The 23,296-nt window shown below is 65.8% G+C and carries 25 protein-coding genes; 11 read left to right on the top strand and 14 right to left on the bottom strand.

Annotation, left to right across the window (positions count from 1 at the left end; genetic code table 11):
• The first annotated feature begins 22 nt into the window (after positions 1–22).
• The 11 genes from SOM61_RS05950 (at position 23) to SOM61_RS05900 (ending at position 9,259) form a co-directional block, all read left to right on the top strand.
• The gene (locus SOM61_RS05950) at positions 23–688 is read left to right on the top strand and encodes a DUF484 family protein (RefSeq protein ID WP_320473251.1); all 666 of its coding nucleotides are present in this window, start codon (positions 23–25) and stop codon (positions 686–688) included.
• Positions 689–698: 10 nt separating this feature from the next.
• Positions 699–1,619, top strand: a complete 921-nt coding sequence (gene xerC, locus SOM61_RS05945) for a tyrosine recombinase XerC (protein WP_320473250.1) — start codon at positions 699–701, stop codon at positions 1,617–1,619.
• Between the two features lie 154 nt (positions 1,620–1,773).
• Entirely contained in the window at positions 1,774–2,838 is a 1,065-nt protein-coding gene (locus tag SOM61_RS05940) for a CobW family GTP-binding protein (RefSeq protein ID WP_320473249.1), read from the top strand.
• Between the two features lie 263 nt (positions 2,839–3,101).
• Positions 3,102–3,551, top strand: a complete 450-nt coding sequence (dksA, locus tag SOM61_RS05935; RefSeq protein WP_123068270.1) for an RNA polymerase-binding protein DksA — start codon at positions 3,102–3,104, stop codon at positions 3,549–3,551.
• A 213-nt stretch (positions 3,552–3,764) separates the two neighbouring features.
• Positions 3,765–5,024 carry an STAS domain-containing protein gene (locus tag SOM61_RS05930; protein ID WP_320473248.1) on the top strand — a complete coding sequence of 420 codons (1,260 nt, stop codon included), beginning with the start codon at positions 3,765–3,767 and terminating at the stop codon, positions 5,022–5,024.
• Positions 5,025–5,447: 423 nt separating this feature from the next.
• Complete coding sequence (gene hslV, locus SOM61_RS05925; RefSeq protein WP_137172479.1) at positions 5,448–5,984, top strand: ATP-dependent protease subunit HslV; 537 nt, start codon at positions 5,448–5,450, stop codon at positions 5,982–5,984.
• Between the two features lie 13 nt (positions 5,985–5,997).
• Positions 5,998–7,338 carry an ATP-dependent protease ATPase subunit HslU gene (gene hslU, locus SOM61_RS05920; RefSeq protein WP_320473247.1) on the top strand — a complete coding sequence of 447 codons (1,341 nt, stop codon included), beginning with the start codon at positions 5,998–6,000 and terminating at the stop codon, positions 7,336–7,338.
• A 20-nt stretch (positions 7,339–7,358) separates the two neighbouring features.
• On the top strand, positions 7,359–7,562 hold the full coding sequence (locus tag SOM61_RS05915; RefSeq protein WP_320473246.1) for a hypothetical protein: 204 nt from the start codon (positions 7,359–7,361) through the stop codon (positions 7,560–7,562).
• 132 nt (positions 7,563–7,694) lie between these two features.
• Entirely contained in the window at positions 7,695–7,844 is a 150-nt protein-coding gene (locus SOM61_RS05910) for a type II toxin-antitoxin system HicA family toxin (protein ID WP_414674936.1), read from the top strand.
• A 68-nt stretch (positions 7,845–7,912) separates the two neighbouring features.
• Entirely contained in the window at positions 7,913–8,326 is a 414-nt protein-coding gene (locus tag SOM61_RS05905; protein ID WP_320473245.1) for a type II toxin-antitoxin system HicB family antitoxin, read from the top strand.
• A gap of 201 nt (positions 8,327–8,527) precedes the next feature.
• Positions 8,528–9,259, top strand: coding sequence for a helix-turn-helix domain-containing protein (locus SOM61_RS05900; protein WP_320473244.1), 732 nt, complete (start codon positions 8,528–8,530; stop codon positions 9,257–9,259).
• A 36-nt stretch (positions 9,260–9,295) separates the two neighbouring features.
• Here the strand turns inward: SOM61_RS05900 and SOM61_RS05895 are convergent, their stop codons facing one another.
• The 14 genes from SOM61_RS05895 to SOM61_RS05830 form a co-directional block, all read right to left on the bottom strand.
• Complete coding sequence (locus tag SOM61_RS05895; protein WP_320473243.1) at positions 9,296–10,045, bottom strand: hypothetical protein; 750 nt, start codon at positions 10,043–10,045, stop codon at positions 9,296–9,298.
• 19 nt (positions 10,046–10,064) lie between these two features.
• Positions 10,065–11,285 (bottom strand): type II secretion system inner membrane protein GspF, encoded by a 1,221-nt coding sequence (gene gspF, locus SOM61_RS05890; protein WP_320473242.1) that lies wholly within the window; start codon positions 11,283–11,285, stop codon positions 10,065–10,067.
• Between the two features lie 42 nt (positions 11,286–11,327).
• The gene (gspE, locus tag SOM61_RS05885) at positions 11,328–12,749 is read right to left on the bottom strand and encodes a type II secretion system ATPase GspE (protein ID WP_320473241.1); all 1,422 of its coding nucleotides are present in this window, start codon (positions 12,747–12,749) and stop codon (positions 11,328–11,330) included.
• Between the two features lie 9 nt (positions 12,750–12,758).
• Positions 12,759–15,167, bottom strand: a complete 2,409-nt coding sequence (gene gspD, locus SOM61_RS05880) for a type II secretion system secretin GspD (RefSeq protein WP_320473240.1) — start codon at positions 15,165–15,167, stop codon at positions 12,759–12,761.
• Entirely contained in the window at positions 15,167–15,940 is a 774-nt protein-coding gene (gspN, locus tag SOM61_RS05875) for a type II secretion system protein N (protein ID WP_320473239.1), read from the bottom strand. The genes gspD and gspN overlap by 1 nt, the downstream gene beginning before the upstream one ends.
• Complete coding sequence (locus SOM61_RS05870) at positions 15,937–16,455, bottom strand: type II secretion system protein M (RefSeq protein ID WP_320473238.1); 519 nt, start codon at positions 16,453–16,455, stop codon at positions 15,937–15,939. Before SOM61_RS05870 ends, gspN begins: the two co-directional genes overlap by 4 nt.
• Positions 16,452–17,714, bottom strand: coding sequence for a type II secretion system protein GspL (gene gspL / locus SOM61_RS05865; protein ID WP_320473237.1), 1,263 nt, complete (start codon positions 17,712–17,714; stop codon positions 16,452–16,454). The genes SOM61_RS05870 and gspL overlap by 4 nt, the downstream gene beginning before the upstream one ends.
• A 16-nt stretch (positions 17,715–17,730) precedes the next feature.
• Complete coding sequence (gspK, locus tag SOM61_RS05860; protein ID WP_320473236.1) at positions 17,731–18,708, bottom strand: type II secretion system minor pseudopilin GspK; 978 nt, start codon at positions 18,706–18,708, stop codon at positions 17,731–17,733.
• Positions 18,708–19,370 carry a PulJ/GspJ family protein gene (locus SOM61_RS05855; RefSeq protein WP_320473235.1) on the bottom strand — a complete coding sequence of 221 codons (663 nt, stop codon included), beginning with the start codon at positions 19,368–19,370 and terminating at the stop codon, positions 18,708–18,710. The genes gspK and SOM61_RS05855 overlap by 1 nt, the downstream gene beginning before the upstream one ends.
• Positions 19,367–19,747 carry a type II secretion system minor pseudopilin GspI gene (gspI, locus tag SOM61_RS05850; RefSeq protein WP_414674944.1) on the bottom strand — a complete coding sequence of 127 codons (381 nt, stop codon included), beginning with the start codon at positions 19,745–19,747 and terminating at the stop codon, positions 19,367–19,369. Before gspI ends, SOM61_RS05855 begins: the two co-directional genes overlap by 4 nt.
• Before the next feature lie 14 nt (positions 19,748–19,761).
• On the bottom strand, positions 19,762–20,253 hold the full coding sequence (locus SOM61_RS05845) for a GspH/FimT family pseudopilin (RefSeq protein ID WP_320473233.1): 492 nt from the start codon (positions 20,251–20,253) through the stop codon (positions 19,762–19,764).
• Positions 20,254–20,265: 12 nt separating this feature from the next.
• The gene (gene gspG, locus SOM61_RS05840) at positions 20,266–20,703 is read right to left on the bottom strand and encodes a type II secretion system major pseudopilin GspG (RefSeq protein ID WP_313166910.1); all 438 of its coding nucleotides are present in this window, start codon (positions 20,701–20,703) and stop codon (positions 20,266–20,268) included.
• Between the two features lie 194 nt (positions 20,704–20,897).
• Complete coding sequence (locus SOM61_RS05835) at positions 20,898–21,656, bottom strand: HesA/MoeB/ThiF family protein (protein ID WP_320473232.1); 759 nt, start codon at positions 21,654–21,656, stop codon at positions 20,898–20,900.
• A gap of 165 nt (positions 21,657–21,821) precedes the next feature.
• Positions 21,822–23,288 (bottom strand): S41 family peptidase, encoded by a 1,467-nt coding sequence (locus SOM61_RS05830; RefSeq protein WP_320473231.1) that lies wholly within the window; start codon positions 23,286–23,288, stop codon positions 21,822–21,824.
• Positions 23,289–23,296 lie beyond the last annotated feature (8 nt).

Raw genomic sequence — 23,296 nt, 5'->3', positions numbered from 1 at the left:
TCATTCCAATACCCAATTCCCCATGAGCACCGCCCCACTGGACGCCAGCGCCGTCGCGCAATACCTGATCGATCACCCGCAATTTTTCCAGGAGCATGCCGGCCTGCTGGGCGAAGTGAAACTGTCGAGCCCCCTGACCGGCCGCGCCGTGTCGCTGCAGGAACGCCAGATGGAAGTGATGCGCGATAAATTCCGCGCACTCGAACTGCGCCTGTCCGACCTGTCGCGCCGCGCCGAAGAAAACGCCGGCATCGCCAACCGCTTCCACGCCTGGACCCAGGCCTTGCTGGTGTCAAAGGGTGGCGCCGCCATGGCGCGCGACCTGGCCGACGGCTTGCGCACCCATTTCATCGTCCCGCAAGTGACCCTGCGCCTGTGGAATGTGGCGCCGGAACATGCCGGCGAGTGGTTCGCCCAAGACGTGTCGGACGACGCGCGCATCTTCGCCAACAGCCTGCGCGCGCCGTATTGCGGCCCCAACAACGACTTCGAAGCGGTGCGCTGGCTGGACGATGCGGAATCGATCCGCTCGACCGTCATGCTGCCGCTGGGCCAGCCGGGTCAGAGCTTCGGCCTGCTGGTGCTGGGCTCGCCCGATCCGGCGCGCTTCACCACCGCGATGTCGACCGATTTCCTGGTCCATATCGCCGCCACCTCGACCACCGCGCTGGCGCCGCTGCGCGCCTGAGCCAGCGGCCATGGACTGGGTCGCGCGCTACCTGGGCGAACTGGCTACCGGGCGCCAGCTGTCGCCGCACACGGTCGACGCCTACCGCCGCGACCTGGCCGAGCTGGCCACACTGGCCGGCCACGACGACTGGTCCCGGCTGACCCATGTCGATATCCGCCGCTATGCCGCCAGGCTGCATGCGGGCGGCCAGTCGGCGCGCACGATCGCGCGCAAGCTGTCCGGCTGGCGCGGCTTCTATGCCTGGCTGTCGAACCAGACCCCGCTGGCCGCCAATCCGGTCGACGGGGTGCATGCCCCGAAACGCCCCAGGAGCCTGCCCAAGGCGCTGGCCGTCGACGATGCCGTGCAATTGATGGATGCAAATACGCGCGGTCACGCCGAACCCTTCGAGCTGTGCAACCGCGCCATGTTCGAGCTGCTGTATTCGAGCGGCTTGCGGGTGTCGGAACTGGCCGGCCTCGACGTCGCCTGGCAGGATGCGCGCGCCGGCCAGCCGGCCTCGCTCGGCTGGCTCGACCTGCAGGCCGGCGAAGTGGTGGTCACAGGCAAGGGCAACAAGATGCGCCGGGTGCCGGTCGGCGGCCCGGCGCGCGAGGCGCTGGCGGCCTGGCTGGCGGTGCGGCCTGCCGCGCGCGACGGCGGCGCCGCCCTGTTCCTGTCGGCGCGCGACACCCGCATCTCGCCGCGCGTGGTGCAGAACCGGCTCAAGCAGCATGCGCTGCGCGCCGGCACCCCGGTGCATGTGCACCCGCACGTGCTGCGCCACTCCTTTGCCTCGCACCTGCTGCAATCCTCGGGCGACCTGCGCGCGGTGCAGGAATTGCTCGGCCACGCCAGCATCACCTCGACCCAGATTTACACGGCGCTCGATTTCCAGCACCTGTCGAAGGTGTATGACGCGGCCCATCCGCGCGCCAAGGCCAAGTGATCGCACGGCCGGCGTAGGCGCGCCATTCCGGCCACATTGTCCGATGGTTGGTTTGAACTCGATCAACACCAAACACGCTTGATGGTGAGCTTGCAAGAATTGCGGCATAATCCCCCGGTTCTTTTGTCCAACCCCCAACACGAGTAGCGTACCAATGGACCTGATTCCCAGCACCATCCTGACCGGCTTCCTCGGCGCGGGCAAGACGACCCTGCTCAACCGCATCCTGCAGGAAGATCACGGCATGCGCATCGCCGTCATTGAAAACGAATTCGGTCAAGAAAATATTGACAACGAAATCCTGGTACAGGATTCGAGCGAGCAGATCGTCGAGATGAACAACGGCTGCATCTGCTGCACCGTACGCGGCGACCTGATCGTGGCCTTGACCAGCCTGGCGCAGAAACGCGCCGCCGGCGAGATCCAGTTCGACCGTGTGGTGATCGAAACCACCGGTCTGGCCAACCCCGGCCCCGTGGCCCAGACCTTCTTCGTCGACGAAGAAGTGGGCGCCAACTACCTGCTCGACGCCGTGGTGACCGTGGTCGACGCCCGCCATGCGATGGACCAGCTGACCCAGAACGAGGAAGCCCAGCGCCAGGTCGGTTTCGCCGACAAGATCCTGCTGTCCAAGACCGACCTGGTCGATGCCGCCGCCGTCGAGGCCCTGAAGGCGCGCCTGCACCGCATCAATCCGCGTGCGCCGATCGCAACCAGCGACTTCGGCCGGGCGCCGATCTCGGACGTGCTCGACCTGCGTGGCTTCAACCTGAACGACAAGCTGGAGCTGGATCCGGACTTCCTGCAAGTCGAAGAAGGCCATGACCATGAGCACGGTCACGACCACGACCACGCCCATTGCGGCCACGACCATGCACATGGCGAAGCCTGCAACCACGATCATCACCACGGCCACCACAGCGACGACATCGCCGCCTTCGTGTTCAAGAGCGAGCGCGCCTTTGACCCGGAACGCCTGGAACAATTCCTGGGCAGCCTGGTGCAGGTATTCGGTCCGCAAATGCTGCGCTATAAAGGCGTGCTGCGGATGGAGGGCGTCGACCGCAAGGTGGTGTTCCAGGGCGTGCACCAGATCATGGGCAGCGATGTGGGACCGAAATGGGGCGAGAACGAGACACCCGCCACCAAGATGGTCTTTATTGGTAAGAATTTACCAAAAGACGTATTTGTCCGCGGACTTGAACAATGTTTGGTATAAACTGTATCGGTTTGACCGGCCTGTTTCAGGTTGCATGACGACCCGTTGCGACAGTTTGTCGCGACCGACTCGCCGGACTGACCGGTGCGCTATATACTAGCCGCCAGCCTGCTGTAGCGAACTGTCCTTGCTGCATATGCGGCGCGGCCAGAGAAGGGATGGCGCCAGGTCGCCATCAAGGCAGCTTGCCTCATGCACACCTTTCCTAGGTGCAACTGTTGGCAAGCTGATAAAATGAAAACCTCTGTCGTATCGAAGGCATCATGACTAAAACAACGAAATCCACTACCGCCCAGCCTGAAGATCGCCTCCTGACGGAAGAAGAGATCCGGGCGATGAGCGATGACGACTACATGAATCCGGCTCAGCTCGCGTTCTTCAAGAACCGCCTGCAGGAACTCGAGAAGGAACTGCTGAAAAACGCCGGCGAAACCACGGAACACCTGCGCGAGACCGTGCTGGTTCCCGATCCGGCCGACCGTGCGACGATCGAAGAGGAACACGCACTGGAACTGCGCACCCGCGATCGCGAACGCAAGCTGCTCAAGAAGGTCCAGCAGTCGATCCAGTCGATCGACGGCGGCGAATACGGCTGGTGTGAAGAAACCGGCGAGCCAATCGGCATCCCGCGCCTGATCGCCCGCCCGACCGCCACGCTGTCGCTGGAAGCCCAGCAGCGTCGTGAGCTCAAGCAAAAGCTGTACGGCGACTGATTTATCGCCGTAGCCATCAAAAAAAGCATGCGAGGTATCGCATGCTTTTTTTGTATCCGCGTCCGTTTTCTGCATAACCGCGCACGGTTCACGCGCCATGCATACCCTCTCGTTTCCCATCGGATACACTAGCCTGCACGGCGTGTGCACAGCACACCGGCCGGAGGTTCGTGCTATGGTCTGGCACGGCTAGCCTAATTGACAACGGTGAGCATGGGGCTTTTCTCCTTCCTGAAGAGAAAGAACGACGATGCAGGGGTGCGCGATTGGCCGCCGCCCGAGTCGCGCCTGCGCGGCGAGCCGTCGCGCCTGGACACCGGGGCCGAGCGCGAACGTCAGCGCGAGATCGCGCGCGCCACCGCCGCCAAGATCGACGAGATCGAACTCGCCTTCGCTTCCGACATGTTCGATGATGAACCGGCCTGGGGCAGCGGCGTGCGGCGCCCGGCCGCTGGCGTCGCGCATCAGGAACAAGACATTCCATCCCAGACCGCAGCGCCCGCCAGTGCGCCGGCGATCGACGAAAGCGCCATCCTGTACGCCAACGGCCAGTCGGACGCTGCCGAACAGTTGCTGCGCGCCTGCCTGCCGACCCTGGGCCGCACCGAGCGCCTGCCGTGGTGGATGCTGTTCGACCTGTACCAGGCGGATGGCCGCGAAGACGCCTTCGAAAGCATCGCCATCGACTATGCCAGCCATTTCGAGACCTCGCCGCCGGCCTGGAAGCCGCTGCCGGCGGCGCCCGATGCGGCCCGTCCCGGCCCTGGCCTGGCTGCGGTCGAGGCCTTCGGCCCCACGGTCGATGCCGGCGTCGCGGCGCGCTTGACCCGCGTGCTGGATGCGACGGCGCCGGTCGTGCGCCTGGACTTCGGCCGGGTGACGGCGATCGATGCCGACGGCGCGGCCTGCCTGCTGGCGGCCTTGCAAACATTACGCCTTCAGCAGACCGGCGGCCGCGAGCTGGTGCTGGCCGGCGCCGACACCTTGCTCGACACCTTGCGTCCGCTGCTGGTCATCGGCCAACGCGCGACCAGCCCGGCGCCGTGGCTGCTGCTGCTCGAGCTGCTGCTATTGACGCACCGCGAAAAACAATTCGAGGAAGCGGCGATGGATTACTGCGTCACCTACGAAGTGTCGCCGCCCTCGTTCGAGGCGCCGCTGCGCGTGTCCACCGCCGCGCCGGCGCCCGGCCATGGCGACCGCTTCATGTTGCCGGCTGTCGTGAGCGGTCCGGACGACGCCTTGCTGGCGGCCATCGATGCCTATGCCCAGGAGCGCGAGACCTTGGTGCTGGATTGCTCGCGGCTGGCGCGCATCGACTATGCCGGCGCCGGCAGCCTGCTGGCGCGACTGGATGCGCACGGCGCCGCCGGCCGCACGGTCGAGCTGCGCGAACTGAACCATCTCGTCGCCACCCTGCTGCGCCTGCTCGGGGCGGGCGATGGCGTGCGGCTGTATCCGCACCGCTACTAACGTTTTTCAGGCGCTTAGAACCTATCCCGGTAAGTGGGGGAAGTTCATGGCGATGCATGGCGAGCGTGAGCAAGGCGCGAGGAGGCCGCATGGCTAGCCATGCAACGACGAGCAACGCAGCGCACGCTTGCCAGGCGCAGCAGGAACGACTCCCACCTACCGGGATAGGTTCTTAGAGCCAGCCAAAGGCCAGCAACAGCAGCAAGGTCACGACCAGCGACACGAGGATCGAGCCAAGACAGCCCAGCTTGTTGGAAAAGAAGAAAAACATCGCGTGCCGTTCATGGTGTGGGCGTACTGACAGCGTACAGTCCGCTGCTGACGCCAGGCGCACACTTGGTCAGGGGCATTTAAGGCTGAGCTAATCTTGCAATCCCACGCACGATCCCCACCTGCTGTTGGCTAGAACATCACGAGGTCAAAATGGAACAATTTCACGGTACAACCATCGTCAGTGTGCGGCGCGGCAACCAGGTCGCGCTGGGTGGCGATGGCCAGGTCACGCTGGGCAATGTCGTCATGAAGGGCTCGGCGCGCAAGGTGCGCAAGCTGTATCAGGGCAAGGTCCTGTGCGGCTTTGCGGGCGGCACCGCCGACGCGTTCACCCTGCTGGACCGCTTCGAAGGCAAGCTGGAAAAACACCAGGGCAACCTGCTGCGCGCTTCGGTCGAGCTGGCCAAGGACTGGCGCACCGACCGTGTGCTGCGCCGCCTGGAAGCGATGCTGCTGGTGGCCGACCGCGAGTCGACCCTGATCATCACCGGCAACGGCGACGTGCTGGAGCCGGAAGACGGCATCGGCGCCATCGGTTCGGGCGGCATCTACGCCCAGTCCGCCGCCAAGGCGCTGTACGAGAACACCGACATGGCCCCAAGCGAAGTCGTCAAGAAGGCGCTGACCATCGCCGGTGAGCTGTGCATCTACACGAATATGTCCCACATCATCGAGACCCTGGACTGATATGAGCAGCATCATGAACATGACCCCACCGGAAATCGTCTCCGAACTCGACAAGCACGTGGTCGGCCAGGGCAAGGCCAAGAAGGCGGTCGCGATCGCCCTGCGCAACCGCTGGCGGCGCCAGCAGGTCGAAGAGACGCTGCGCCACGAGATCACGCCCAAGAACATCCTCATGATCGGCCCGACCGGCGTCGGCAAGACCGAGATCGCGCGCCGCCTGGCCAAGCTGGCCGACGCGCCCTTCATCAAGATCGAAGCGACCAAGTTCACCGAGGTGGGCTATGTCGGCCGCGACGTCGACACCATCATCCGCGACCTGATCGACATCGGCGTCAAGCAGACCCGCGCCAGCGAAGCCAAGAAGGTGCGCCAGCGCGCCGAGGACGCGGCCGAAGACCGCATCATCGACATCCTGGTGCCGCCGGCGCGCGACTTCGGCTTCAACACCAGCAACGGCGCGGCCGATTCGAAGGAAGGCGAAGCCACGCGCCAGACCTTCCGCAAACGCCTGCGCGAAGGGGCGCTCGACGACCGCGAGATCGAGATCGAAGTGCTTGACGCCGCACCGCAGATGGAAATCATGGCGCCGCCGGGCATGGAAGAAATGACCGAGCAGATCAAGTCGATGTTCGCCGGCGTGGGCAATGCGCGCAAGAAGCCGCGCAAGCTCAAGATCAAGGACGCGATGAAATTCCTGGTCGACGAAGAAGCGGGCAAGCTGCTCAACGAGGACGAACTCAAGCAGAAGGCGATCGCCAACGTCGAGCAGAACGGCATCGTGTTCCTGGACGAGATCGACAAGATCGCGACCCGCTCCGAGAACGGCGGCGCCGACGTCTCGCGCGCCGGCGTGCAGCGCGACCTGTTGCCGCTGGTCGAGGGCACGACGGTGAACACCAAGTACGGCATGATCAAGACCGACCACATCCTGTTCATCGCCTCCGGCGCGTTCCACCTGGCCAAGCCATCGGACCTGATCCCGGAACTGCAGGGCCGCTTCCCGATCCGCGTCGAACTCGAATCGCTGTCGATCGACGACTTCAAGAGCATCCTGACCTCGACCCACGCCAGCCTGACCAAGCAATACGAGGCGCTGCTGGCGACCGAGGGCGTCAAGATCGAGTTCGTGGACGAAGGCATCCACCGCCTGGCCGAGATCGCGTTCTCGGTCAACGAGCGCACCGAGAACATCGGCGCGCGCCGCCTGTACACGGTGATGGAAAAGCTGCTGGAAGAAATTTCGTTCAGCGCCGGGTCCGAAAAAGACCAGGTGGTGCGGATCGACGCGGCCTATGTCAATGAGCGGCTCGACGCGCTGGCGGTCAACGAAGACTTGTCGCGCTACGTGTTGTAACGATCCTGGCGGAGGCCCGCATGGCGAACAAGGCATTGGCGACACGGCAAAAAATGCGCCTGCGCGCCCTGCCCTCGCAGCAGTTCGGCAAGCCGCGCAATCCGCTTGCGGCGCTGGCCAAGGCGCGCGCGGCCGGGCCGCATGCCAAGCCGCTGTCGAGCGAACGGCATGAGGCCAAGCAGGCGCTCAGGAAGGCCAAGCTGGTGGCGGACGAGGACGACTGAGCCTGCGCCAGCCCGATCAAGAACTTCTCCTTGCGGACACTTCGGTGTCCGCTTTTTTTACACACAACTACACATGGTGTTTAGTTTGTGTGTGAAATTACACACACCAAGACGAGGGCAAGGAGAATCCTGATGGATTCCAGAACCTTGATTCGGATGCTCACAGCTGCAGGATGGCGAGAAGTTCGTGTGGCAGGAAGCCATCACATCTTCAAGCACCCCGAACATACGATGATACTCACGGTGCCTCACCCGAAGAAAGATTTACCGATTGAACGGTGAACAGCATTCTCAAAAAAGCCGGGTTAAGATAGTCCGGCCTTCGTGACCTTCATATGATGGGATTCAAAATGGAAATGCCGATCGCAATTCACAAGGATGAGAATAGCGTTTATGGCGTGACGGTTCCTGATCTTCCGGGGTGCTATTCCTGGGGCGATACGGTTGACGAAGCAATCAAGAACGCCCGCGAAGCGATCTACAGCCATTACGAGGTGTTGGCGGAAAGTGGGGAAACCCTGAGATTCAAGACCTCGAAGATTCAGGATCTTGTATCGAATGAAGAGTTTTTGGGGGCGATCTGGGCCTTGGTCGATATCGACGCATCCAAATTCGACTCCAAGCCGGAGAGAATCAATATTTCCATCCCGCGTTTCGTGTTGAAAAAGATCGATAGCTTTGCAGAAGCGAGGCACGAAACGCGCAGCGGCTTCATTTCGCGCGCAGCCTTGGCAATGATTGCTGAGGAAACAGAACACGCGTAGTCGCCAAGCTCCCTAAGCAAAAACTTGCTCGACAGGGACCTCCGGCGGCTGAGGGTTGTACAGCCACGACGTCAGGAATCACAATCCTGTGCTCCACCCTGCTCCAGCTATTCGTCGGCCCTGGATGCCATTCGTCGCTTACGTCTTGTTCACATCCTTATTCAACGTTAGAGTCATCCGTCGTCATTCATCACGGATTTTATGAGCTCACCCGACCTGATCCTCGACGCTCTGCGCGCCCGCCTGCGCGCGGCCGGCGTCACCTACAAGCTGCTGGCCGATCGCATTGGCGTGAGCGAATCGAGCGTGAAACGCATGTTTGGCCAGAAGGATATGGCGTTGTCGCGGCTGGCCGAGATCTGCCAGGCGACCGGCATACCGCTGGAAGAATTGCTGCGTGGCGCGCTCGACACCCGGCCCCAGCTCGATGCCCTGAGCCTTCCGCAGGAGCGCTCGCTGGTGGCCAATCCGCGCCTGCTGCTGATGGCGATCTGCTGCCTCGGCCACTGGAACGTGGAACAGGTCATCGACACCTACAAGCTGAGCGAGGCCGAGTGCATCACCCTGCTCGCCGAGCTCGACCGGCTTGGACTGATCGAACTCAAGCCGCTGAACCGTTACCAGTTGCGGGTGTCGAACGCATTCCGCTGGCTGCCGGATGGGCCGGTGCAGCACTTCTTCCGCGAACACGTGGTGGAGGATTATTTTGCCGGACACTTCGACGGGGCGGGCGAGACGCTGATGTGCCTGCCGGCGCGGCTGTCGCCTGCCAGCGCAAAAGAGTTGTCGCTCAAGATCGAGCAACTGGCGGCGGAACTGGCGCGGCTGCACCTGAACGACCGGCGCCTGCCGGCCGGCGAACGCGAGGGCTATACCTTGCTGCTGGGGTTCAGGTCGTGGGAACTGGCGGCATTTACCGCGCTGCGACGCTGATGGGCTCGGTGTGGTGAAGAGGCGTTAACGGCCTGCTTACTGGGTAATCGGCTGCTGGGTCTGGTTCATCGGCGGGGCATTCGGCGGCATCTGCACATTGCGGCTCTGCTGCGTCGGGTCGCCCTGCTCCGGCGGCGGATCCTGCGGCTCTTGCGGCGCCTGCTGGTCTTGCGGCGCCTGCTGCTCTTGCGGCACTTGCGCATTCTCCGGCGTGGTGGGCGTGCCCTGCGGACCGCCGCCCGGTGGCGGCACGCTGCGCATGGTGGGCGGCGGGTTGACCACGCCCGGCGCGGTCTGCGGTTCCACGGCGGGCGCCGCAGTCATCGGTTGCGGCATCTGCTGCTGCATTTGCTGCTGCATGCGCGGCTCCGGCGGCATGATCGCCGTCGACTGGCCCGTATCGGCCGCCAGCTCCACCCGCTTCATCACGCCGCCATCCGACAACATCACGTAGCGCCGGTGCACTTCGGCCACGGTCACGCCCGGCGCGATCTCGCGGCCGATGCGCACCGCCTTCGGCGGCTGGCCGTCGGCCACCAGGATGACCGCGCTATTGGCGCCGGCCGACACCACGCCGGTGAGCTGGAAATTGGAAATCACCGCCGTCGGCTGGCCGCCGAACAGGGTCGCCGCGGCCTCCGGGCTCGGCGGGGGCTGGGTGGCGACCGGCGCCGCCGCCAGCGGCCGCTGCTCCGGCTTGTACAGCTGCAGCACCCAGTAGGCAATCGAGGCCGCCAGCAGGATCAGGGCCAGCAGGCTGAGAAGAAGAGGCAAACGCTTGTTCATATTATTGACTGCCATTGTTTTACTGCACCAGCTGGTTGATTTCGATGATCGGCATCAGCACCGCCAGCACGATCAGCAGCACGACCAGGCCCATGGCCAGGATCAGCACCGGTTCGAGCAGGCCGGCGATGGTGAGCGTGCGGCGTTCGAGGTCGGCCTGCTGCGAATTGGCGGCGCGCTCGAGCATGGCCGGCAGTTCGCCGGTGATCTCGCCGGCGCGGATCATGTGCACCAGCATCGGCGGAAAATGTTTTTGCGCCGACAGTGCGCGCGCCAGGCTCACGCCTTCGCGGACGCTGGCCGTGGCCTGCTCGACCAGCTCGGCCATCGCCACATTGGACAGGGTCTCGCGGCTGGTGTCGAGCGCGCGCAGGATGGGCACGCCGGAGCCGGTGGTGATCGCCAGGGTGCTGGCGAATCGCGCCGTATTGAGGCTGCGCTCGAACTTGCCGTAGATCGGGGCCGTCAGCAGCCAGGTATGCCAGCGCCGCTTGAGGTCGGGATTGCGCAGCGCGCGCCGCCACAGCCAGAACGCGCCGCCGATCAGGATCGCGCAATAGATGCCGTAGGCGCGCACGAAGTCGGACACGGCCAGCATGACCACCGTGAGGAACGGTAACTTTTGCTTGGTGTTGGCGAACACCGAGACGATCTGCGGCACCACATAGGTGAGCAGGAAGATCACGATCGCGAACGCGACCACGGTCACGATCGCCGGATAGGTAAACGCCAGCCGCACCTTCTGCACCAGGGCATTGCGGCGTTCGATGTAGTCGGCCAGGCGCGACAGCACGCGCGCGAGCTGGCCGATCTGCTCGCCCGAGGAGACCAGCGCGCGGTAGATCTCGGCGAAGTCACGCGGGTGGTGCGATAGCGCGGTGGAAAATGATGAGCCGCCGATGACTTCGGAACGGATCGAGGCGATCAGGTCGCGCATATAGGCGCGCTCGGCCTGCTCCAGCAGCGCGGTGAAGGCTTGCTCGAGCGGCAGGCCGGCCTCCAGCAGGCTGGCCAGCTGGCGCGTGAACAGGGCCAGCTCGTTCTGCGACAGGCGCTCGCCGATACTGCGCGCGCGGGTGACGCCCGAGGCGTCGACCTGGGCGCTAATGGCCTCGACGCTCAACGGCGTCAGGCCTTGCGTGCGCAGGTCGGCGCGCGCCGCGCGCGGGCTATCGGCGTTGACCACGCCCTTGCGGGTGGCGCCGCCGGCGTCAACGGCTTCGTAGCGAAATGCCGGCATCAGTCAGTTCCCATCCTCGCGATTCCCATCCTGGTCCGCATCTTAATCCTTCGTCACCCGCACCAGCTCGGCGCGCGTGGTGGTGCCGTCCGCCAGCCAGCGCTCGCCGTCGTCGCGCATGGTCTTCATGCCGGTCGCCAGCGCGGTATCGCGGATCTCGGCTTCGGAGGCGCGGTTGTGGATCTGCGAGCGGATCTTCTCGGTGGTCTCGAGCAGTTCGTAGACGCCGACCCGGCCGTGGTAGCCCGTGTGGCCGCAGCGCTCGCAGCCGACCGCATGCCAGGTGGAACCGTCGAAGGTCTTGCATTGCGAGCAGAGCTTGCGCACCAGGCGCTGGGCCATCACGCCCAGCAGCGACGAGGACAGCAGGAACGGTTCGATGCCCATGTCCAGCAAACGCGTCACCGCCGAGGCGGCGTCATTGGTGTGCAGGGTGGCCAGCACCAGGTGGCCCGTGAGCGAAGCCTGCACCGCGATCTGCGCCGTTTCCAGGTCGCGGATCTCGCCGATCATGATGACGTCGGGGTCCTGGCGCAGGATGGCGCGCAGCGCTTTGGCGAACGTCATGTCGATGCGGGCATTGACTTGCGTTTGGCCGACGCCGTTCAGGTCGTACTCGATCGGGTCTTCCACCGTCATGATATTGGTGGTGGACGCGTTCAGGCGCGACAGCGCCGCGTACAGGGTGGTGGTCTTGCCGGAGCCGGTCGGGCCGGTCACCAGCACGATCCCGTGCGGCTGGTTGATCAGTCGGTCGAACTGCGGCAGCATGTCTTCGGCCATGCCCAGGTGCGACAGGTCGAGGCGCCCCGCTTCTTTATCGAGCAGACGCAGCACGGCGCGTTCGCCGTGGCCCGTCGGCAGGGTCGAGACGCGCACGTCGACTGGTTTACCGCCCACGCGCAGGGTGATGCGGCCGTCCTGCGGCAGGCGTTTCTCGGCGATGTCGAGCTGCGACATGATCTTGATACGCGAGATCAGCGAGGCGTGGATCGCCTTCTTGGGGCGCACGATGTCGCGCAGCGCGCCGTCGATGCGAAAACGCACCACCGAGGTCTGTTCGAACGGTTCGATGTGGATGTCGGACGCGCCTTCGCGCAGCGATTGCGTGAGCAGCGCATTGATCATGCGGATCACCGGCGCATCGTCGGACGATTCGAGCAGGTCTTCGATGGCCGGCACGTCCTGCAGCAATTTGGTCAGGTCGAGGTCGGCGTCGAATTCGTCGACCACCTGCGACGCATCGCCGCCGCCGCCGGCATAGGCGCCGGCGATGGCCGTGTCGAGCTCGTCGCGATCGAGGCGGCGCAGCTGGATGCGGCCGAAACGGCGCGACACCTCGGCGATGGCGGCGGGCGCGGTGGCGCTGGACACCAGCACTTCGACGCTCTGGCCCGGTTCGCCATTACCGCGCGCCAGCACGCCGTGGTCGCGGGCGAAGGCGTAGGGCAAGAGATTGTTCATGATTTACTCTCAGTTCGGTTGCTGCACCGGACGGCTTGGCGCGCTTGGCACTGCCGCGCCGGGCATGACCGCGCCCGATCCTGGCTCAGACACGCCCGCCCCCGGCGCGGTTCCTTGATGGCGGGATGCCGCGCCATCGTTGGATGCGCCCGGCGCCGCGTTCGGCGCCGGCTGGCGCTGCACCGGCACGGTCGCCATGCCGCCACCGGCCGGCGGCTGACCGCTCACCAGCGGCGGCAGTTGCGGCGCGCCGAGGTCGCGCAGCAGCGGCGTCGATTCGAGCTGGGCGGCGGCGCCGGCCGCGCGCATGTAGTCGTAGCGGTCCATCGCGATCGAATTCGAGGCTTCCTTGCTGCGCACCACCACCGGCCGCAGGAACACCATCAGGTTGGTCTTGGTGCGGCTGCGGGTGCGGTACTTGAACAGGTTGCCGATCACCGGGATGTCGCCCAGGCCGCGCACTTTCTCTTCGCCATCGCCCTCGCTGTCCTCGATCAGGCCGCCGAGCACGATGATCTGGCCGTCGTCGGCCAGGACATTGCTCTCGATCGCGCGCACGTTGGTGGTCAGGCCCGATTCGGCATTGCGGGTCGAGGCGTCCACGCTCGAATTCTCGTGGTAGATCGCCATCTTGATGGTACCGCCTTCCGAGATCTGCGGCCGCACGCGCAGCAGCAGGCCCACGTCTTGCCGGTCGACGGTCTGGAACGGGTTGCCGCCGCCGGTGGTGCTGTTGGTCGCGAACGAACCGGTGATGATCGGCACGTTCTGGCCGACCTTGATGGTCGCCAGCTCGTTGTCGAGCGTGATCATGTTTGGCGTCGACAGGATGTTGGCGTTGCCGTCGGTTTCCAGCGCACGCGCCACCGCGCCCAGGCCCAGTTCGCCGCCCACCTGGCGGAACAGGCCGAAGGTCAGGCCGGTCGGCAGGCTCGGCACTGCGGTAGCGCCGGTGCCGCCGCTCGTACCCTGGGCCGCCGCCAGCGCCAGGTTGACGATGCTGTTGCCCGAGCCGCCGCCGGTGAAGTTCTGCAGGCCGCCGAAGCGGTATTTGCTGTCGGAGTCGCCGGTGGCGCCGACCCACTGCACGCCGAATTCGGAGGCTTTGTTGGAGGTGACTTCGACCACCAGCGCCTCGATGTAGACCTGGGCCCGGCGCACGTCGAGCTGGTCGATCACGGAGCGCAGGTTGCGGTACACCGCGTCCGGCGCGGTGATGATCAGGCTGTTGGTCGAGGCGTCGGCCTGGATGAAGCCCGAGCCCTGGCCGCCGCCGCTGCCCTGGGCGCCTTGCTGGCCCTGCTGGCCGAAGGTGTTGCTGGCGCCGCCGATGCTGGTGCCGCCCTGCAGGCCCTGCTGACCGCCGCCGAGGCCGCCCTGCCCACCCTGGCCCGCCTGGCTGCCGGTGCCGGACGTGATCGAGCTGCCCTGGGTGCCTTGCTGCACCTGCAAGGCCGATGAGTCTTGCGAGACCACGGCACGCAGGGTCTGGGCCACGCGCGTGGCTTCCGCGTTCTTGAGGTAGACCACGTGGATATTGCCCTTGCTTGAGCTCTCTTGATCGAGGCGGGCGATCAGGCTCTTGGCCAGGTTGGCGCGCGCCTGCGACGGCGCGCGGATCACGACCGAGTTGGTGCGCGGATCGGCCAGCACCGTGACCCGGCCCGAATCGCCGCCGGCCGCCGGTTCCATCAGTCGCGTGACGAGCGTGGCGATGTCGCTGGCGATCGCGTTGCGGATCGGGACCACGTCGAGGTCGGCCGCCACCGGCGCGTCGAGCGCGGCGATAATGCGCGCCAGGCGGCGCAGGTTGTCGGCGTAGTCGGTGACGACCAGCGTGTTGTTGCCCGGGTTCGCCATGATGGAGTTATTGGGCGAAATCAGCGGGCGCAGCACGGCGGTGAGGTTGGCGGCCGACTCGTAGGACAGATAAAACACCTGGGTCGCGATCTGGTCGCCGGTGGCCTTGCTGGAGCGCACGCCGCCGACCTGGGTCGGCGAGGACTGCAGCTTGGCCTCGGCCTCGGGCACAACCTTGGCGTAGCCGTCGCCGCTGGTGACCACCGCGAAGCCCTGCAGGCGCAGGGTCGAGGTGAGCAGGCCGAAGGCTTCGGACTTGCTCAGCGATTTCTCGGACACCAGGGTGAGCGTTCCCTTGACCCGCGGGTCGATGATGAAGGTCATGCCGGTGTAGTGACCGATGGCCTTGATCACCGACTCGATGTCGGCATTGACGAAGCTCAAGGCAGCGGCGTTCGCGCTTTCTTGCGCCAGCGCGGGCAGCGGCAGCGCGATCATGGTGGCGGCGCAGCACAGCATGGCGCCTGCGGCCAAGCGCTGGGCCCGCAACTGCAGGGCCGGCAACTGCAGGGCCGACAGGTCGAGGTGCGCGGAGGTGGAGCGGTCTGTTTTCTTCATTATCTGAACTCGAGTGCGATTACGTTTTTGCCGTTCACCATCCGGCGCTGTCCCAGCAGGTTCAACATGGTCCCCAGCTGGTCCTCATAGCCATCGGCGGCGCTGGCCTGGCCCGAAAAGCGCAGGCGTCCATTTTGCAGTACACCCGCACCCGACAGCAGCAAAGCGCCACGCACGGTGCGCAGGGTCAAATCGGCCTGCGGTCCACGCCAGTCCATGATCATTTCATAACTGCCAAGCGGCTTGATGGGCGACATGCGCGAACCCATATCGCTCATCGACAGGACGGTGCGCCCCTGCACCGTCACGGTGTTCTGCTGGCGCAGCAGATCGAGCGCGTTCCAGGACAGCCGGATGCAGCCGCTCGGCGCCAGCGTATTGAGCGGCGCGCCCAGGCCTGACAGCCCTTCGGCCGGCAGCAGCAGCTCGCCGGCATTGACCTGCCAGCGCGACCAGCTGCCTTCGACCCGCACCGGGTTGGACAGCGCCTGGGGATTTTCCAGGCTCATGCTGACCTGGCCCAGCACCACCAGCGGCGACAAGGTCCAGGAAAAACGGCCCGGCAGCAAAGGCGTGACCGCCCCGCCCGGCCCCGGCGCCCCGCCGATAAAGGCTGAGCCGCGCCAAAGCGTACCCTGCGCATCCCCCAGCGTCAATCGACCGCCGGTCTGGCGCTCGACCATCGGGCCGAGCCAGGCCGCCGGCAGGAAAGCCAGCACCGTCGCCACTACCGCCAGGATGACCAGCAAGCCCCACGTCAGCGCCCGCCTCATGAAGCCGGATCGCTTCGCTGGCGCAGCGTGAGCGTGGCGTCGACCTGGCCCAGCGCGGTCTGGGCGCTGAATTGAGCGTCTTGCACCATCAGGCGGCTCTCGCGCCGCTGGGCGTCGAGCCAGGCCATCAGGTTGGCAAAGGAAACATTGTTGAGCTGAACCTTGGTGTATTCGCCGCTCACCGACAGCGAGGTCGGCTTGAGGCCGCGCGCCGCCATGCTGGCGCCGAGCGACTCGTTCGTGACCGGCGCGACGGCCGGCGCCGGCTCGCTGGCCGCGGCCCGGGCTTCGCCGGCCAGGGTCTCGAGCTGGGCCGCCTGCTGGCGCAGTTCGGGCAAGGACTGGCGCAATTGTTCGCGGCCTTCGAGCGCGGGCTCGAGCAGGACCAGGTAGAACAGCGCCAGCGCGGCCACGGCGCCGCCGACGATCAGGAATTTGCGTTCCTGCTCGGTGCGCGCGATCCAGTAGGCGGTTGCGCGTTCGCGCAGGCCGCTGATTTTGCCGGCGATATTCATTGCATGCCCCCCGATTGCGTGACTCCAGATTGCGAGGCGCCACTGCTGCGGATCAACCAGGTGTTGGCGTCGGGCGCTTCCAGGCTGAGGTGGCGTGCCGCCAGGGCCGGACGCAGCTGGTCTGCGACGCCGGGGTTGGCGGATTCAGGTTTGACGCGCACCGTGAGGGCGCGTTCGCGATACTCCATTGATGCAATCGCAGGCCGCACGCCGAGGCCGCCAAGGGCTTCGCCGAAGGCGGCCGCCATGAAGGTGAATTCATCGCCGCCCACCTCGCCGCTGCCGGCCCTGGCGCGCGCGATGTTCTGCTGCATCTGCGCCACCGGATCGATCGCCGGCTGGCCTGGATACACCGAGCGGAACGTCTGGCTCATTTGCTGGCGCACGGCATCGGCCTCGCGCTTCAGGCCCAGCCACTCGACGTTCAGGCCGATGACGTTGACCACCAGCGCCGCCAGGGCGAGCCGGATCGGCCAGCGCCAGCGGCGCCAGTCGCGCCGGGCCACGCCAGCCGTGCCCAGGCCGGGCACCAGGTCGAGCACGGGGCCGACGGCGCCGCCGTTGTTGCTGCCCCGCGCGCCGGCGATCCAGTGCGCCCAATTGTCGCTCTCGAGGGTGACGCCGGGGCCGGCCTCGGCCAGCAGTGCCTGGTATTCGCCCATCTGCTCGTGCTCGACGTACAGCACCAGCGGCGCGTCGCCCGCCAGCGCGCGCGCCGTCTGCAGGGCCACCACCGGGCTGCCGTCGAGCGCCAGGCCGAGGCCTTCATACTGGCTCTGGCGCAGGATCAGCTCGCCCTTGCCGAAGGCGGCGCTGACGCTGCCTGGGTGCAGGGGCAGGCACAATTGTTCGGGCACGGCCACCACCGCGCGCGCGCCCATGTCCAGGAGTTTACGCACCAGCGGCTCGAGCCAGGCCTGCTGCACCACGGCCACCGGACGGCGGCCGTCGGCCATGGCCGGACCGGCCACCAGCACGCAATCGAGCGGGTCGCCCAGGATGTATTCTTCGACCAGGGCCGGCAGCGCCGCGCGCAGGCGTGCGCCGGCCAGCGGCGGCGCTTGCACCGCCAGCAGGGTGACGTCGCTGGCGGCCAGGATCAGCACCACGCGCCGGCTGGCCGCGACCACGTCGCCCAGGTTGCGCAGCACGCCTTCGCCCTGCTGTCCGATGGCGCCGTTGTCGCCGACCAGCGCGAACCGGCATAAAGCGCCTTCGCCTTCGCTCCTGGCCGGATGCCGGATATAAAGAGTAGTCAAACCGTCTCGCTTTCTTCTAATTCTGGCGGGTCCAGATCACGCTCACACCACCGGCGGCGCCCAGGTTGGCCAGGCTGCCTTTCTGCACCAGCGACTCCGCGTCCAGCGCCGCGCGATCCAGCCGGATGCGGCTCTGCACCAGGAAATAGTTGCTGGTGATGCTGATCTTTGGCTGTGCCACCGCTTCATCCCTACATTGCACTTCGCTCAAAAACTGCTGGACGTCGTTCCATGGCACCCGCTTGCGCTGCTCGACCAGGGCATTGGTCTGCGAGACCGAACAGCCGGACAAGACCGCCGCCAGCACTTCGGTCGGCGCCGTGTTCACGTTCACCGTCGTCCCTTGCGCTGGCAGCACGATCACGAACGGGCGCAAGGCCTCGACCGTTTCGGGCTTGACGCCCGGCACCGCCAGCAGGTCGTCCACCCGCAGCACCGGCATCGGGTTGCCCTTGCGCGGCGTCTGCGCGGTCTTGTCCGGCTCGTCCATATCCACTGTCAGCGCCTGGCCGGCGGCGACGAAATCGGCGATCGGCCGCGCCAGCCGCGGCTCTTGCCGCACATTGGTCAGCAGGCGGCCGAGCACCTCGGTCTCTACGGGATCGCGCTTGCCGCCCGCCGCCAGGTTGTTCAGATTGTATCGCGCCGTGGCGTCGTATACCTGACCCGACAGGGATGCATTGAAATTTTCTCCCTGGACCCGCTCGCGTTCGATGTACTGGTCGAGCCGGGTCTCGGCCAGCGGCGTGGCCCATATCTGCTCGAGCGAGATGCGGCCGCCGAAGGGCTGGCGCAGGATCACGCTGGACCAGTCGAGGGCGCCGCGCTGGATCCATTTGGTCTGCAGCTGCAGGCGCTGGTTTTCCATCGAGCGCACCTGCACCTGCTGCTGCCAGAACAGGCTGGCGACGATCGAGATCGCCAGCGTGGTCAGCAGCAGCGCCGTGACCACGGCAACGCCGCGCTGGCGGCGTGGATGGCTCAACAGACGCATCAAGTGCCTCCCAGCAGGAAGGACTTGACCATCGGCTGGCCCAGGCCCTGCACGGTGAGCGCCACCTGCACGCCGGTGGGCTCGCGCGAGCGGGCCGGGCCCAGGGACGGATCGAGCGGCGGGGATTGCTGCTCGCCATTACCACCGACCGCGGTCGGTTCATTACGCCAGGCATTGTTTTGCCAGCCTTGCACCTGCATGCCGGTCACGCCGACCTGCAGCGCAACCGACGGCGAATTCTCTGCCGGCGCATCGGATGCGATCGCCTGCCACAGCTGGGCGATCTGGTCGAGGTCGCGCGTGCCGGGCGACTCGCGCCGCATCAGCTGGCCATTGACCACGCGGTAGCTGATCACCTGCAGGCGCGACGGCTCGTGTTCGACAAACACCTTGCGCACCAGGGTCAGGCGGTCGGCATCCCACAGCAAGGCCGGACGGCCGCGCATGATGTCGTTGCCGGCCGCGTTCTCGCAATCGTTCTGCATCTGGGCGAAGGCCAGCTGCATGCCGCGCGTGATTTCCATTTCGTGCGTGAGCGCCACGCGCGCGCGCACGATGCCGTCCAGCCCGCGCCAGCCGAGCACGGCCACCATGGCCAGGATGCCGATCGCCACCAGGAGTTCGACCAGCGTGAAGCCTGCATGCCGCGACCTGGCGCTCATATCGGGGAAGGCCTCAAAACCAGTTGGATGAGTTTGACAATGCGGCGCCCCGGGTTGTCGGCGTCGAACACCGAGACTTCGATCCTGCGCAACAGCGGGTTGGGACTGACCAGCACTTCTTCTTCACACATCAGGTTCAGGTCGCCTTGCGGGCAGGGAAAGCTGCGCTTGCCGATCTCGGGGAACTCGCGGCCCAGGCGGATCTGCACCAGCCGGTTCTCGGCCGACCAGGTCGCCATCATCGAGGCGCGCAGGCCGGCGCTGTTGGTCGTCAGGCTGCCCACCGCGCGCAGGCCGGCGGCCAGCGCGGTGCCGACGATGACCAGCGCCACCAGCACTTCGAGCAGGGTGAATCCGGAGCCTCTGCGAGACAGCATCATGGTCCTCGGCGTCATTCGACGGTAAAGTGGCCGACGCCGTCGGCGCGGATCGCGACCGCATTGGCGCCCGAGGCCAGCGTCAGCACGAAGGGACGGTCGACCGGTTCGCGGCCGAAGGTGATGCGCAGCATGTCCGGGCCGCCGCTTCCAGCTCCACTTCCGGACGGTTCGAGCACCAGCCGCAGCGGCGGATTCTTGAAGCTGCGCTCGCGCAGCAAGTCGTCGCGCGTGACCGGCTCCCAGCCGGTATCGCCGCGCACCATGAAGCGGTAGCGCTCGCCGTTGGCCTCGAACGCAACCAGGCGGTTGCGCACGATGGCTTCGTCGCGCGCCAGCTGCAGCAGCAGCGCGATGCGCTTGGCCTCGTTCTCGAGGTCCTGGCGTGGACTCGGGAGAGCGTTCAGCGTAGCCAGTCCCAGCGTGATGCCAATGATGACCATCACGACCAGCAGCTCCACCAGGGTGAAGCCGGAGGACAAGCCCCGCGCGCGCCAGGCCGGCATGGGAAAAATTACTTAGTGCCAGGAACCGACATCGGCGTCCTCGCCGTTGCCACCCGGCTGGCCGTCGGCGCCGTAGGAGAACACGTCGATCTCGCCTTTCACACCCGGCGACAGGTATTGGTAGGGGTTGCCCCACGGATCCTTCGGCAGCTTCTCGATGTAGCCGCCTTCTTTCCAGCCGTTGGCGGCCGGGCCGGAGGTCGGCTTGGCGATCAGCGCGTTCAGTCCCTGCTCGGTGGTTGGATAGCGCTGGTTGTCGAGCTTGTACAGCTTGAGGGCCTGCATCATGGTGGCGATGTCGACCTTGGCGGCAGTGACGCGCGATTCTCCCGTGCGGCCCAGCAATTTAGGCACGACCAGGGCGCCGAGGATGCCGATGATGACCACGACGACCATGATCTCGACCAGGGTGAAGCCGCGGGCGCGACGTTGTGTTCGTTGGAAATTCATATGCAGTGTGATTAGGCTGGTGAATCGGTGGAGCCGGAACAGTATAAGTCCGAAATATGACAGGACGATACTATGGATGAAACTGCGTACAAAACTGTGCGAATGGTTACATCGCTACCGGCGGCGGGTGTGCAATTGTAAGCTACCTACGCCTGTCATGACACCTTGGATCCGCGCGATTAAGGCAGGCTTCATCAAACCTCGTTCCGCCTGGCGCACACCGGGCAATCGGGATTGCGCGCGACCTTGACGCCAGTCCATTCCATGTATTTCCCGTCCAGCATCAGGAGGCGGCCGACCAGGGGCTCGCCGACGCCCGCGATCAGCTTCATCGCTTCAGCGGCCTGAACCGCGCCGACGATGCCGACCAGCGGGGCGAATACTCCCATGGTGCTGCAGGCAACGTCCTCGAAGCCGCTGTCTTCCGGGAACAGGCAGGCATAGCACGGGGCATCGGGCTGGCGCGGGTCGAATACGGACAGCTGGCCGTCGAAACGGATTGCCGCCCCCGACACCAGCGGCACGCCGGCTGCAACGCAGGCGCGGTTGACGGCGTGGCGGGTGGCGAAGTTGTCGCTGCAGTCGAGCACGACGGTGGCCGTACGCGCCAGCGCCAGCAGGCGCTCGGGACCGGCCCGTTCGTTCAGGGCAACTACCTCGATCTCGGGATTGATCGCCAGCAGGGCCGCGCGCCCGGACTCGACCTTGGGCTGGCCGATGCGCTCGGTCGTGTGCATCACCTGGCGCTGCAGGTTGGTCAAATCCACCGTGTCGTCGTCGACCAGGGTGATGCGGCCGATGCCGCCCGAGGCCAGGTAGAGGGCGGCCGGCGAGCCCAGGCCGCCGGCGCCGATCACCAGTGCATGGGCCTCGAGCAGGCGCTGCTGGCCTTCGATGCCGATGTCGTCGAGCAGGATGTGGCGCGAGTAGCGCAGGAGTTGGGTGTCGTTCATGGTTTTAGGGGCGGGGGTGATGCTGGCTGGACTTGGGTCCCCGCCTGCGCGGGGACGACGTTGATCAGAGATGAAGGATTCGTCGCAGCTCGACTTCGGCCACGTCCCTGAGCACGTCATCCCCGCGCAGGCGGGGATCCAAGCTCAACCCACACCACCCCAACATCATTTCTTCGCCGGCGCCTTCAATTCAGGCAATTTATGCTCCGCCCCCGGCAGCGGCGCCGGCGCGGGTTTGTCTTCATCGGGCACGCCCTTGGCCAGTTGCACCGGCTGGCCCTTGAAGTGATTGATCGCCTGCGCCAGCTGGAAATCGTCCTGGCCGCCGAACTCGATCGGCTTGCGGTCCTTCAGCAGGGCTAGCGCGCGCTGCTGCTGCGCCAGGCTGGGGTTCTGGTCCTTGGGTGCTTCCTTCTCGCCTTCGGCCGCCAGATGGCGCTGCAAGTCCGCTTCGCGCACGCGCAGGGCGTTCAGCAGGTCGCCCTCGGCACTTTCGTCGACCCGCATATCGGGTTCGATGCCGGTGGCCTGGATCGGCCGACCTTTCGGCGTGTAGTAGCGCGCCGTGGTCAGCTTGATCGCGGTGTCTTCCGACAGTTGCCGCAAGGTCTGCACCGAACCCTTGCCGAAGGTGCGGCTGCCCATCACGATCGCGCGCTGGTAATCCTGCAGCGCGCCGGCCACGATTTCGGAAGCCGATGCCGAGCCGCCATTGACCAGCACCACCATCGGCACCGATTTAAGGCCGGCCGGCAAGCCCGCCAGCGGGTCGCCGCGCTGGGCATAGAACTCGCGCCGGCCATAGAAGGCCTGGTTCGAATCCGCGACTTGGCCCTTGGTGGACACGATCACCTGGTCCGGCTGCGGCAGGAAGGCGGCCGAGACACCGATCGCGCCCGGCAGCAGGCCGCCCGGGTCGTTGCGCAGGTCGAGCACCAGGCCCTTGATGTCGGGTTGTTCGGCGTACAGTTCCTTGGTTTTCTTGGCCAGCTCGTCCAGGGTGTTTTCCTGGAACTGGCTGATGCGCAACCAGGCGTAGCCGGGCTCGACCATCTTGGCCTTGACGCTGACGACCTTGATTTCCTGGCGCGCGATCGGCACCACCCAGGGTTTGTCTTCTCCGGGACGGGCAATGGTGAGCGTGACCTTGCTGCCGACCTTGCCGCGCATGCGCTTGATCGCCTCGTCGGACGACATATTGCGCACGGGGACATTATCGATGCGGGTGATCAGGTCGCCCGGCTTGACGCCGGCCTTGAAGGCGGGCGTATCCTCGATCGGCGACACCACCTTGATATAGCCGTCCTCGTTCGAGATCTCGACGCCGACGCCCACGAACTTGCCCTGCACCGCCTCGCGCATGTCACGGAAGGCCTTGGGGTCGAGGTAGACCGAGTGCGGGTCGAGCGAGGCGACCATGCCGCCGATCGCTTCCGACAGCAGCTTTTTATCTTCCACCGGCTCGACGTAGTCGGTCTTGATCAGGCCATACACGTCGGCCAGCTGGCGCAGCTCGTCGAGCGGCAGGGGCGCGCCGGCCTTTTGCGCATGGGCCGACAGCTGGAACGATGCCGCCACGCCAACCAGCACGCCCACGCCGACCAGCCCGAAATGCTTTGCTTTCATGCCCATGTTGACCC

It is taken from the genome of Massilia sp. CFBP9012 (assembly GCF_034045115.1).
Taxonomy (GTDB): domain Bacteria; phylum Pseudomonadota; class Gammaproteobacteria; order Burkholderiales; family Burkholderiaceae_D; genus Telluria.
Note: the sequence above shows the minus strand (reverse complement) of the source record. Positions and strands in the feature narration are given on the sequence as shown.

What these genes read in the sequence shown, in the direction of transcription:
- SOM61_RS05930 (WP_320473248.1), top strand. Translation starts at nt 3,765, where the DNA reads ATGGGGCTTTTCTCCTTCCTGAAGAGAAAGAACGACGATGCAGGGGTG.
- gspE (WP_320473241.1), bottom strand. Translation starts at nt 12,749, where the DNA reads ATGAACAATCTCTTGCCCTACGCCTTCGCCCGCGACCACGGCGTGCTG.
- SOM61_RS05905 (WP_320473245.1), top strand. Translation starts at nt 7,913, where the DNA reads ATGGAAATGCCGATCGCAATTCACAAGGATGAGAATAGCGTTTATGGC.
- SOM61_RS05900 (WP_320473244.1), top strand. Translation starts at nt 8,528, where the DNA reads ATGAGCTCACCCGACCTGATCCTCGACGCTCTGCGCGCCCGCCTGCGC.
- SOM61_RS05910 (WP_414674936.1), top strand. Translation starts at nt 7,695, where the DNA reads ATGGATTCCAGAACCTTGATTCGGATGCTCACAGCTGCAGGATGGCGA.
- SOM61_RS05855 (WP_320473235.1), bottom strand. Translation starts at nt 19,370, where the DNA reads ATGAGCGCCAGGTCGCGGCATGCAGGCTTCACGCTGGTCGAACTCCTG.
- hslV (WP_137172479.1), top strand. Translation starts at nt 5,448, where the DNA reads ATGGAACAATTTCACGGTACAACCATCGTCAGTGTGCGGCGCGGCAAC.
- SOM61_RS05870 (WP_320473238.1), bottom strand. Translation starts at nt 16,455, where the DNA reads ATGAATATCGCCGGCAAAATCAGCGGCCTGCGCGAACGCGCAACCGCC.
- gspK (WP_320473236.1), bottom strand. Translation starts at nt 18,708, where the DNA reads ATGCGTCTGTTGAGCCATCCACGCCGCCAGCGCGGCGTTGCCGTGGTC.
- SOM61_RS05830 (WP_320473231.1), bottom strand. Translation starts at nt 23,288, where the DNA reads ATGGGCATGAAAGCAAAGCATTTCGGGCTGGTCGGCGTGGGCGTGCTG.
- SOM61_RS05835 (WP_320473232.1), bottom strand. Translation starts at nt 21,656, where the DNA reads ATGAACGACACCCAACTCCTGCGCTACTCGCGCCACATCCTGCTCGAC.
- dksA (WP_123068270.1), top strand. Translation starts at nt 3,102, where the DNA reads ATGACTAAAACAACGAAATCCACTACCGCCCAGCCTGAAGATCGCCTC.
- gspG (WP_313166910.1), bottom strand. Translation starts at nt 20,703, where the DNA reads ATGAATTTCCAACGAACACAACGTCGCGCCCGCGGCTTCACCCTGGTC.
- hslU (WP_320473247.1), top strand. Translation starts at nt 5,998, where the DNA reads ATGAACATGACCCCACCGGAAATCGTCTCCGAACTCGACAAGCACGTG.
- SOM61_RS05845 (WP_320473233.1), bottom strand. Translation starts at nt 20,253, where the DNA reads ATGCCGGCCTGGCGCGCGCGGGGCTTGTCCTCCGGCTTCACCCTGGTG.
- gspI (WP_414674944.1), bottom strand. Translation starts at nt 19,747, where the DNA reads ATGCTGTCTCGCAGAGGCTCCGGATTCACCCTGCTCGAAGTGCTGGTG.
- gspN (WP_320473239.1), bottom strand. Translation starts at nt 15,940, where the DNA reads ATGAGGCGGGCGCTGACGTGGGGCTTGCTGGTCATCCTGGCGGTAGTG.
- gspD (WP_320473240.1), bottom strand. Translation starts at nt 15,167, where the DNA reads ATGAAGAAAACAGACCGCTCCACCTCCGCGCACCTCGACCTGTCGGCC.
- SOM61_RS05915 (WP_320473246.1), top strand. Translation starts at nt 7,359, where the DNA reads ATGGCGAACAAGGCATTGGCGACACGGCAAAAAATGCGCCTGCGCGCC.
- xerC (WP_320473250.1), top strand. Translation starts at nt 699, where the DNA reads ATGGACTGGGTCGCGCGCTACCTGGGCGAACTGGCTACCGGGCGCCAG.
- SOM61_RS05940 (WP_320473249.1), top strand. Translation starts at nt 1,774, where the DNA reads ATGGACCTGATTCCCAGCACCATCCTGACCGGCTTCCTCGGCGCGGGC.
- SOM61_RS05950 (WP_320473251.1), top strand. Translation starts at nt 23, where the DNA reads ATGAGCACCGCCCCACTGGACGCCAGCGCCGTCGCGCAATACCTGATC.
- gspF (WP_320473242.1), bottom strand. Translation starts at nt 11,285, where the DNA reads ATGCCGGCATTTCGCTACGAAGCCGTTGACGCCGGCGGCGCCACCCGC.
- SOM61_RS05895 (WP_320473243.1), bottom strand. Translation starts at nt 10,045, where the DNA reads ATGAACAAGCGTTTGCCTCTTCTTCTCAGCCTGCTGGCCCTGATCCTG.